At 57.3% G+C, this 8404-nt stretch carries 13 protein-coding genes and 1 pseudogene; 7 read left to right on the top strand and 7 right to left on the bottom strand.

Annotated features, from left to right (window positions below; translation table 11 throughout):
• Positions 1–86 precede the first annotated feature (86 nt).
• The gene (locus BMY84_RS28490) at positions 87–773 is read right to left on the bottom strand and encodes a sterol desaturase family protein (protein ID WP_093088514.1); all 687 of its coding nucleotides are present in this window, start codon (positions 771–773) and stop codon (positions 87–89) included.
• A 432-nt stretch (positions 774–1205) separates the two neighbouring features.
• On the opposite strand from BMY84_RS28490, the gene BMY84_RS29560 reads away from it, so the two are divergent.
• A complete protein-coding gene (locus BMY84_RS29560; RefSeq protein ID WP_143075206.1) occupies positions 1206–1505 on the top strand; it encodes a hypothetical protein in 300 nt (99 codons plus the stop codon).
• Here the strand turns inward: BMY84_RS29560 and BMY84_RS30980 are convergent.
• The gene (locus tag BMY84_RS30980; RefSeq protein ID WP_093088515.1) at positions 1455–1781 is read right to left on the bottom strand and encodes an AlbA family DNA-binding domain-containing protein; all 327 of its coding nucleotides are present in this window, start codon (positions 1779–1781) and stop codon (positions 1455–1457) included. The two genes, BMY84_RS29560 and BMY84_RS30980, sit on opposite strands and share 51 nt — an antisense overlap.
• A complete protein-coding gene (locus BMY84_RS29565; RefSeq protein ID WP_143075207.1) occupies positions 1782–1976 on the bottom strand; it encodes a hypothetical protein in 195 nt (64 codons plus the stop codon).
• A 136-nt stretch (positions 1977–2112) separates the two neighbouring features.
• Here BMY84_RS29565 and BMY84_RS28500 point away from each other — a divergent pair, with 136 nt between their 5' ends.
• The gene (locus tag BMY84_RS28500; protein WP_093088517.1) at positions 2113–2409 is read left to right on the top strand and encodes an HU family DNA-binding protein; all 297 of its coding nucleotides are present in this window, start codon (positions 2113–2115) and stop codon (positions 2407–2409) included.
• Between the two features lie 21 nt (positions 2410–2430).
• On the opposite strand, the gene BMY84_RS28505 is transcribed toward BMY84_RS28500, so the two are convergent.
• Complete coding sequence (locus BMY84_RS28505; protein WP_093088519.1) at positions 2431–2619, bottom strand: hypothetical protein; 189 nt, start codon at positions 2617–2619, stop codon at positions 2431–2433.
• A gap of 462 nt (positions 2620–3081) precedes the next feature.
• Between BMY84_RS28505 and BMY84_RS30735 the strand changes: the two genes are divergently transcribed.
• The 3 genes from BMY84_RS30735 (at position 3082) to BMY84_RS28520 (ending at position 4841) form a co-directional block, all read left to right on the top strand.
• Positions 3082–3300: a hypothetical protein gene (locus tag BMY84_RS30735; protein ID WP_256215502.1), complete on the top strand. Its 219-nt coding sequence runs from the start codon at positions 3082–3084 to the stop codon at positions 3298–3300.
• Between the two features lie 44 nt (positions 3301–3344).
• Positions 3345–3512, top strand: a complete 168-nt coding sequence (locus BMY84_RS30985) for a hypothetical protein (RefSeq protein ID WP_371262470.1) — start codon at positions 3345–3347, stop codon at positions 3510–3512.
• Positions 3513–3662: 150 nt separating this feature from the next.
• A complete protein-coding gene (locus tag BMY84_RS28520; protein ID WP_218147071.1) occupies positions 3663–4841 on the top strand; it encodes a phospholipase D-like domain-containing protein in 1179 nt (392 codons plus the stop codon).
• Positions 4842–4861: 20 nt separating this feature from the next.
• On the opposite strand, the pseudogene BMY84_RS30990 reads toward BMY84_RS28520, so the two are convergent.
• Together BMY84_RS30990 and BMY84_RS28535 are read right to left on the bottom strand one after the other, a co-directional pair.
• A pseudogene (locus BMY84_RS30990) lies at positions 4862–5295 on the bottom strand (S41 family peptidase).
• A 63-nt stretch (positions 5296–5358) separates the two neighbouring features.
• Complete coding sequence (locus BMY84_RS28535) at positions 5359–6954, bottom strand: PDZ domain-containing protein (RefSeq protein ID WP_093088523.1); 1596 nt, start codon at positions 6952–6954, stop codon at positions 5359–5361.
• Positions 6955–7005: 51 nt separating this feature from the next.
• On the opposite strand from BMY84_RS28535, the gene BMY84_RS30995 reads away from it, so the two are divergent.
• Positions 7006–7656, top strand: coding sequence for a CocE/NonD family hydrolase C-terminal non-catalytic domain-containing protein (locus tag BMY84_RS30995; RefSeq protein ID WP_177204256.1), 651 nt, complete (start codon positions 7006–7008; stop codon positions 7654–7656).
• 23 nt (positions 7657–7679) lie between these two features.
• Positions 7680–7874 carry a M1 family metallopeptidase gene (locus BMY84_RS29570; RefSeq protein ID WP_143075209.1) on the top strand — a complete coding sequence of 65 codons (195 nt, stop codon included), beginning with the start codon at positions 7680–7682 and terminating at the stop codon, positions 7872–7874.
• Positions 7875–8182: 308 nt separating this feature from the next.
• Here the strand turns inward: BMY84_RS29570 and BMY84_RS28550 are convergent.
• A partial coding sequence (locus BMY84_RS28550; RefSeq protein WP_218147073.1) for an electron transfer flavoprotein subunit alpha/FixB family protein occupies positions 8183–8404 on the bottom strand: 222 nt, incomplete at its 5' end.

The raw sequence follows: 8404 nt of genomic DNA on the forward strand, positions 1-8404 counted from the left end.
AGCAACCGCGTGGCTGTTCATAGCTTCTATACAGCTATTCGCCCGTCGCATCGCAAGGCTATGAAATCTCATCGGATAATTATGAATCAGGCTCTAAAGCCGATGAGGACATAGGCAATATTGAACCAAAAGATCGTCGCGAGGGTCACTGCATGTAGATCCCCAGCGGTTAGATATAGCGTGAGGCCGGTTCCTGCTACAGTGCCCAGAACCCGCGTCGACCCATTGAGAAAGTGCTCGAGCGGGTGGCTTCGCAAAAAGGCGAACAGGTTGGGTGACTCGGCGGAATGATGGGCCCGGTGAAGCGCCCAAAGCGCCGGAACCTTATGCATTGCAAGATGGCCGACATACTGACCTATACCCTGACCGAGCCAGAAGCCGAGAAACTGTATTCCAACCACACCCCAGACAGCTGTGGTCACCGGTCGAATAGGCCCCAAAGTGCTCGCAATGAGACCGTAGAAACTGACCCCAACGACCAATCCGACAACGACGATAAACACTTCGAATATCGGAATGAATAGGAGTCCGTTCATGATCCATACCCAGATGTCGATCTTGGCTGACGGACTTGTGTACATGTCGCGAGGAAAAAGGTAATTGAGCCAACCGCTCCACGAACGATCGTCGATATTTTTTCTAACAAAGGTCACATAGTAAAGCGATCCCGTCAAGAATATGCCAATAAGTACGATGGGCACGCTCAATGCGATGGCGACATAAGAATCTACAAGCGTTCGATATATTTCGCGTGATGCTTCCGATATGCTCATGCATAACTCTCCCGATCATCATTTTATTTATATATTACAAATCAATTAACATTGAAAAAATAGCTATTGGAATATTGATCCGATACCTTGCGAATAGCTTTGATAAAAATTTGTTCGAATTGAAAAATAAATTGCGAATCGAGAATAATCGGCACCACGGATGAGATTTCTCTTCAAAACTGTGGTCCGGCGAGGTCTGTGTTAACTCAGACCGCAACACGCCATTCCCTACCCACCTCATCCTGCCGTTCCCAAGCTTTCTGCACGATAGAATCTCCGGGTAGCGACTGTCATCTTGCGCCCCCTTTCCACGTTATGCAATTGGTTTGGTAATAAGCAAGGGTTGGCAGTTGCTTTCTCTCAGCCGCGTTTTGATCAGATTGAGAATTCAAGCGAATTCCTGGTAGCGATGCCCCTGCAACACGCCCGATCATGGGGCTCATCGACCAGGTTGCCCTCCCGAGCGATCAGGAGGTGATCAAAGGAATCCACGATGTAGAGCGATCCGAACTGATGGTCGACAAAGATGGCAATGCGGTATTCTGCACGGCAGCGCTCGCTTTGCGCGACGAGATGATCGAGGAATTCTGCTCCTTGCCGCCAATCGGGCCAGCGCTTGATGATGACATCCTACATTTCGGCACCGAAGCAGTGGCAGAAGTTACCCGAAGAACCCGGCGTCTAATAGTTGATGCAAATGGCCCCCAGCGCGTAGGAAACCGAGGCGGATGACGCAGCATCGTCGAGGAGGTAATGAATGTCCTTCGAATAATAGATCGGCTGCTTGCCTTTGGCGACGTCGAGCGCGACCACGATTCGCCCTGCGGCAGTTGCAAAGGAAAGGCGCACATGGACGTGGGGACGGACCGTCTTGACGATGCCCTCGATGCAGCTTCTGATCCCGTTATGGCCGTCATGGGTGTCGCACCCCTTGATCCTGGCAATCGCCCCGTCATCCTCAATGCCCAGGAAGATGCGTCCGGCGCGACTCGTTGCAAAGCCAGCAATTTACTTGGCAAGAGAAGAGGCTTGTTCTTGTAGTCCGCGCTTGAACTCGGCAATCCCCCTATCACCACTCTCGGCCAGCTCTGCAAGCTGCTGTGAAAGCGCAGCATCAATCCACCGATGATCACCTGTTACGTCATCGAAAGGCGCAGCATCGGGACCAATCATGCTTTGAGATTGACTGTATTCTGTCGGCATTTGCAAGAGCTGCATTGCCTTGAAAATCGCAACGGAGGCGATGTTGTCGAGGTTAAATGCAAGCCGCGCGAGAAGCCTCTACTGTGCCTTTCCCGATTCGTGCATATAAGTGCAGGGGACCAAGCAGGGGGAATTGATGGTTCGATCGGAATTGATCACGCGGATTTCCGAGGAGTATCCAGATTTGTCTGCGGCGGACGCCGAAACGATCGTGGAGACATTCTTCGGTTCGATTGCCGAGCAACTTCGATCCGGAGGCAGGGTCGAACTGCGGGGGTTCGGTGCTTTTTCGGTCAGAGCCTATGAGGCCCGCAACGGCCGTAACCCACGTACCGGCGCGGGGGTCCCCGTTGAACCCAAATCGAGAGTACACTTCAAGCCAGGCAAGGCCATGCTCGAAAGATTGAACTCCAAGGTTTCGATCAAGAGCTAGGCCCGGGAAAGCAACAAAACTTTAGCCGTCAAACGAGCCGCGGAATTTGATGCGGCCCTGGCGGATCGCAAGGCTGCTGAAGAACCCGTTACGCGCGGCAAGCTCGTCACTCGTCACTTTGCCGCTGCGCCGGTCTGCCTCATCTTCGTCGCGGGCTTGCTGCTTCTCGCGCGCCCGTTCGGCCGGGTCATAGAATTGCAGCCCCTTCATTCGTTCAGGATATGGGTGCCCGAGCCCTCGGTCAGGAATGTGACCTTAGTTATGCCGCCCAGGCTTGGCGGCTCGATGCTACTGCGTTAATGTTTGGGGGCTCCCGGAGCGGCCTTCCCATCGGGAAAGCGATCGCGAACGGAGAGAATGACCAACCAAACTCGCAACCTAACCGATCTCTACCGATCAGGATCGTTTGACGGGGGGAGGCGGTTGATATAGAAGGCTGATAAATAAGGAGAAAATGCTGTATTGCGGAGCGGATTTTAGATGCGGGCATAATTGCGGGTATGATCGCAATACGAGCAGAAAAAATCCTTTGTTTTCAACCCCCAAATTAAGCATTTCGGTTGCTGCCGGGCCCACCATCGTTCTTAAGTCTCTGATTTACTTGGAAATTGTAGAAATTTAGGGACTTTTTACGGCCGTCTGTTGCATATGTGACAGTGATGGGAAACGCCTATGTCCTATCTCGTCAAGCGTGTCGCTGTTTACTATTTTCGACACATTGTGCCTGATGATTTGCGGCTGGCCCTTTCCGTCACTATGCGCTTAAGCATGGCAGTCACTATCGGCGATATGGGCAAGGCAACGAGCACGAACGTCGAAACAATCCGCTATCATGAGCGAATCGGGCTGCTACCCAAGATGATGAAGCCGAAGATCCGATCCTGTCGGTAGTCAATCTGGTCGATCTGTTTCTGGTAATCTGCGTCGTGTTGGTGGTGCTGATTACGCGAAATCCGCTCAACTCCTTCCAATCCAGAAACGTGATGGCTGTCGGAAATTCGCGTCAGGCGGACATGACTATCGCCGTGAAGGATGATGAAAAGTTGCAGCGCTACATATCGACCAACCAGGTGGGAAAGGCGGCGGCGTCAAGGTTGGGGTGACCTATCGCCTGCCCAACGATAATCTGGCCTATGTCCCTGAATGATGTGAATCGGCGTTGTTCTTTCTCTGCTGTGGCCATGCGCGCTAGACGCGCATAGGTGTGGCCTTATTTGGGCATAATCGGGTGCCATAAAGTGGGAGAAAATATAGTGATCGGTCCGCTTGCCTTGCTCGCAGCGCAAGCAGCCAGCCCGCTTGCCGGTTTTGAGCTGATCCATAATGCGCCGGAAGGCACCAGCCTGACCACGCCGGACCTGCGCGAGCTCGCACCGGTGTGGTGTGCGATGCTCAAGGATGCACGGCAGACGGCGGATTTCGAGCAATTCTACGTCGCGGGCAAGTCCGGCGAGCCACTGGACCGGGTGATCGGCTGCATGGAGGAGGCCGCGCGGCGGGGCGTGAAGATTCGCTTCCTGATGGAGGGACAGGGCGTCAAGATGTCGGACGAGCCGACGCTGGGCCGGCTGCGCGCCATTCCCCATCTGGATTTTCGCATCCTGAACTTCGCGCAAGTGAGCGGCAGCGGCATCATCCACGCCAAATTCTTCGTGGTGGACGGCAGGAGCGCCTATGTCGGCAGCCAGAATTTCGACTGGCGCTCGCTCAGCGAAATCGACGAAACCGGGGTGAAGATCGACGATCCCCATGCGGTGAGCCAGTTGGCGGCAATCTTCGCGCATGATTGGGCTGCGCAGGCGACGCTGGCGGCAGGCGGCACGGTTGCGCCGACCAACAAGGGCGAAGTCGCGGCCAATGACAATGGTGCCGCTACGCTGGTTGCCAGCCCGAATGCGTTCAATCCGGCCGGGGTCGGGGATTCGCAGGCGGAACTGGTGCGGTTGATCGGGCAGAGCGCGCAGGAGGTGCGCATCACCGTGATGACCTATGCGCCGCTCAGTTTCGGCGGCGGCTACTATCCTGTGATCGACAATGCTCTGCGGGCGGCAGCGGAACGGGGCGTCAAGATCAAGCTGCTGGTCGCCGACTGGAACCTGACGCCCAAGAAAACCCCCTGGCTGACCAGCCTTGCTGCCATTCCCAATGTCGAGATCCGGGTCGCGACCATTCCCGAAGCGAAGGAAGGGCCGATCCCCTTTGCCCGCGTGATCCACACCAAGACGATGGCGATTGACGGGAAGATCGCCTGGGTCGGTACCAGCAACTGGGAAGGCGGCTATTTCGACACGTCGCGCAATATCGAACTGGTGTTTCGCGATGCGGCCATGGCCGACCGGATCGGCCGCATGCACGAAACGCTCTGGTCCTCACCCTATGCGCAACCACTGGAAGTCGCTGTTCGTGCCAAGCAGGTTTCCGCGGTGCCGTGACGGAAAATGGCCCTGCCAGGCTATCGCGTGGCTGGGGTGATCGGATGAACGTCGCTCGCCGGGGTTGCCAATGGCGATAATGGCTGTGGCTTGAGCGGCTGGACGGGACCGGCCGCGATTTCCTGCTTGAGCAGGGACACGGCCGCTTCCAGCTGGGCGTCATGTCCTTCCAAAGTGGCGTGAGGCCCATTTTCGACCTCATGGTCGGGCGCTATGCCGCGCCCTTCGACGATCCATGTGCCGTCGGCGGCATATTGCACATTTTCTGCCACACGCACGGCGCCGCTGTCACTTAGCCGGTTGCGATCGGACAGCCAGATGCCTGCGCCAGCCGTGCGCGTGTCGACCAGCGGCGCAATGCCAGCGACTTGATGGCTGCCGCGAAGGTTTCACCATCGGAATAGGTTCGTTCGTCGATGAGCACGGCGATCTTGCCGCGATAGGCATTCTGCATATTTGTGGTGGGAACACCCGTGCCGTCCGGCTTCGCCCAGAAGGCCCAGGCCCAGGCCCAGGTTCAGGCCCGGCGCATCAGCATCGAGATGATCAGGCTGTCGATATTGCCGCCATTATTGTTGCGGACATCGATGTTCAGCCCCTCCTTGCCCAGTTGCGGGAAATAGTCGCGGGCAAAGCTGGCGACATCCTCCGGTCCCATGGCGCGCAGATGGAGATAGCCGATCTTGCCGTCCGACAACCTATCAGCCGCAATGCGCTTGTCTTCGACGAAATCCTGATAGCTGGCGGTGACTTCGCCTTCCAGCGTCATCGGTTCGACGATCGCGCTGACTGGCTTGCCGGCGCGGCTGAGATCGAGCCGCACTTCCTGACCGGCCTTTGACGCCAGTTCCAGACGCAGCGCGCCGAGCGAGGCGACCGGTCGGCCATCACCCCGGCGGATGACGTCACCGATACGCACGTCGACGTCCGGCCGTCGCAAGGGCGGGCGCATCGAGACCGGATCGGCCTCCGAACGGAAGATGCTGTCGATGCGCAGCCCATCGGATACCGGGGTATAACGGGCGCCCAGGAACGCCATTTCGCTATTCTCGCCATCCTTGGGCAGGTCGCCGGGGCGCACCTGGCTGTGCAGGATGCCAAGCTGGGATGCCATCAGGCCCAGGATCGTGTTGAGTTCTGCCCGATGGCCGATACGCGCCAGTAGCGGTTCCATGCGCGCACGCACCGCGTTCCAGTCCACGCCGCGCATGGCCGGATCATAAGCGAAATCGCTGTGCAGGCGCCAGGCATCGACGAACATCTGCCGCCATTCGGACATCGGATCGACCGCGAGGCGCCAGTCATCAAGGCGAACGATATTGGGTTCTGGCTTGTCGGGCATCTTGGCCTTGGCGGGCACCAGCAGCATCTTGCCATCGGCCGACAGACCTGCGTCCAATGTCTTTCTGGCAAAAGTCTCGATCTTGGGATCACTCTTGTCGATCGCGATCGAGACAAGGTCATCGCCCTTGCGGTTGTACAGGAAATCCTTGGTGGCGAGCAGCATCTCGCCCATGCCCGGCGCGGTCAGCAGCTTGTAGAGCCGTTCGGCCATCCCATCGAGAAGGATGCGGGACGCCTTTGGCTTTTCCTCCTTCTTCTTGTCTTCTTCCTCGTCCTTCTTTTTCTCGCCATTGTCTGAGGCTGCGGCGTCGTCTGCCTTGTCCTCCGCCTTGCCGGTCAGTTCATTATCCTCGCGGAAGCAGAATTCGGCGGCTGGATCAAGCTGGAGAGCATAGATTTCGCCGCGATTGGGGAAAGCGACGCCCATGTTGTGGTCCCCCCAGGGGCTGCCCGGCATGGGATCGAAATTGCGGTCGGACAGGAAATAGAGCGAGGCGCCATCATGGGCAAAGGCCGGGGCATAATCATTATATTTGCCCGATGTCGCCTTCGCCCGCGCCCCGCTGGCCAGATTCTGGACGAAGATGTCGGTCGGGTTGCCGCCATTCTGGCGCGCGACTTCTGCATAGGCGACATGGCTGGAATCGGGCGAGAAGGCGAGGTCGTGGAAAGGCTGATCGTCGCCCGTATCGTCCTTGGCAAGCAGGGTGACGCGGCCGGTGGCGATATCCACCTTTTGCAGGCGGGCCTGCTTGTCCCACAGAACCAAAGTCTTGCCATCGGGCGAGACGGCGAAGGATCAGATATAGGCATCATAACCATGGGTGATCGCGACCTGATCACCCGAGCCGTCCGAACGCATCGTGTAGATGTCGCCCCGTTCGCCCTGATCGAGGATCATGAAGATGCGATCATCCCTGGGACCGGCAACTGCCTGACGCCCGCGCGCCTGGAGCGGGATCGAAAAATCCACCCGGCGCAGATGCGTGGGCGCGCCCAGCGCGATCCGGCCGCCAGCGGCACCGACAGCGATTGGGTGGTGAAGCTGATCGACGTCTATCCCAATGACGTGCCCGAAACCGCCGATCAGGGCGGCAAGCCGTCCATGGCAGGTTATGAGTTGCCGATCGGGATAGAGATTTTCCGGGGCCGCTATCGCGAGGATTTCGCCAGGCCTGTCGCGATCAAACCGGGCAAGGTCGAATGCTATAGCTGGGCGCTGCCGAACGTGAACCATGTCTTCCTGCCCGGACACCGGATCATGGTGCAGGTGCAGTCGAGCCTGTTCCCGCTCTATGACCGAAACCCACAGAGCTTCGTCGACAACATCATGTTCACCAAGCTTGGCGACTATAAGAAAGCAACGCAGAGCATCTGGCATGGCGGCGCGGCGGTCCAGTTCGGTGATGCTGCCGATCGTTCCCTGACCAGCATTCGAAGCCGACCACAGCATAAGATCAGACAAGAATAAGGGGGCAATGAACGGAATGAAGCGTGGACGGGCGATCCTGTCGGCCATTGGCGTGCTATCTCGCCCAGGAATTCTATCTGGAATATGGCGATTTAGACTATTGGCTGATGGTCCCGGCGAATTTGCTTTCCGCCGGGTCGGGCGAACTGGTCAATCGGTCGGAAGTGCTGACCGTGAAAGATCGGGCACAGCTGGTTGACGATGATCGTCGGCTTTGACGAACGGCGCGACGTCTGGATGGGTGAAGGCTTCAACAGCTTCATCGACCTTTATGAATCGGACGATTTCAATCATGGCGAATAACCGCCCAAGCGAGATCCCGGATTTGCGCCAGGCGGTGGCAATCCGGTGGACGAAATCCTGCCGATCCTCCCGCGTCGCCGATCCTGAACCGATCGGACACTGTGATCGAGAGATATCGCGATCCCGTGACCTATTTTAAATCGGCGCTGGGCCTCAAAAATCCCTCAAAAGTTGAGGTTTTCGGCAAATCTCGCGCGGTTCAGTATGTCTGTTCAATAAATGGTCACGATGCCTCCAGCTTGCCGGTGAGTTCCGGCACAATCTTGAAGAGATCGCCCACCAGGCCGATATCGGCGACCTGGAAGATCGGCGCATCCTCATCCTTGTTGATGGCGATGATGGTCTTGCTGTCCTTCATCCCCGCCAGATGCTGAATCGCGCCGGAAATGCCGACCGCGACATAGACTTCGGGCGCCACGATCTTGCCGGTCTGCCCGACCTGATA

It is taken from the genome of Sphingobium sp. AP50 (genome assembly GCF_900109095.1).
Taxonomy (GTDB): Bacteria; Pseudomonadota; Alphaproteobacteria; order Sphingomonadales; family Sphingomonadaceae; genus Sphingobium.

Bases quoted from the DNA above. Each gene is read 5' to 3' on its own strand.
- BMY84_RS29560 (WP_143075206.1), top strand. From the start codon at position 1,206: ATGGGGCTCATCGACCAGGTTGCCCTCCCGAGCGATCAGGAGGTGATC.
- BMY84_RS30995 (WP_177204256.1), top strand. From the start codon at position 7,006: ATGGGTGATCGCGACCTGATCACCCGAGCCGTCCGAACGCATCGTGTA.
- BMY84_RS30735 (WP_256215502.1), top strand. From the start codon at position 3,082: ATGTCCTATCTCGTCAAGCGTGTCGCTGTTTACTATTTTCGACACATT.
- BMY84_RS28505 (WP_093088519.1), bottom strand. From the start codon at position 2,619: ATGAAGGGGCTGCAATTCTATGACCCGGCCGAACGGGCGCGCGAGAAG.
- BMY84_RS28500 (WP_093088517.1), top strand. From the start codon at position 2,113: ATGGTTCGATCGGAATTGATCACGCGGATTTCCGAGGAGTATCCAGAT.
- BMY84_RS28490 (WP_093088514.1), bottom strand. From the start codon at position 773: ATGAGCATATCGGAAGCATCACGCGAAATATATCGAACGCTTGTAGAT.
- BMY84_RS29565 (WP_143075207.1), bottom strand. From the start codon at position 1,976: ATGCCGACAGAATACAGTCAATCTCAAAGCATGATTGGTCCCGATGCT.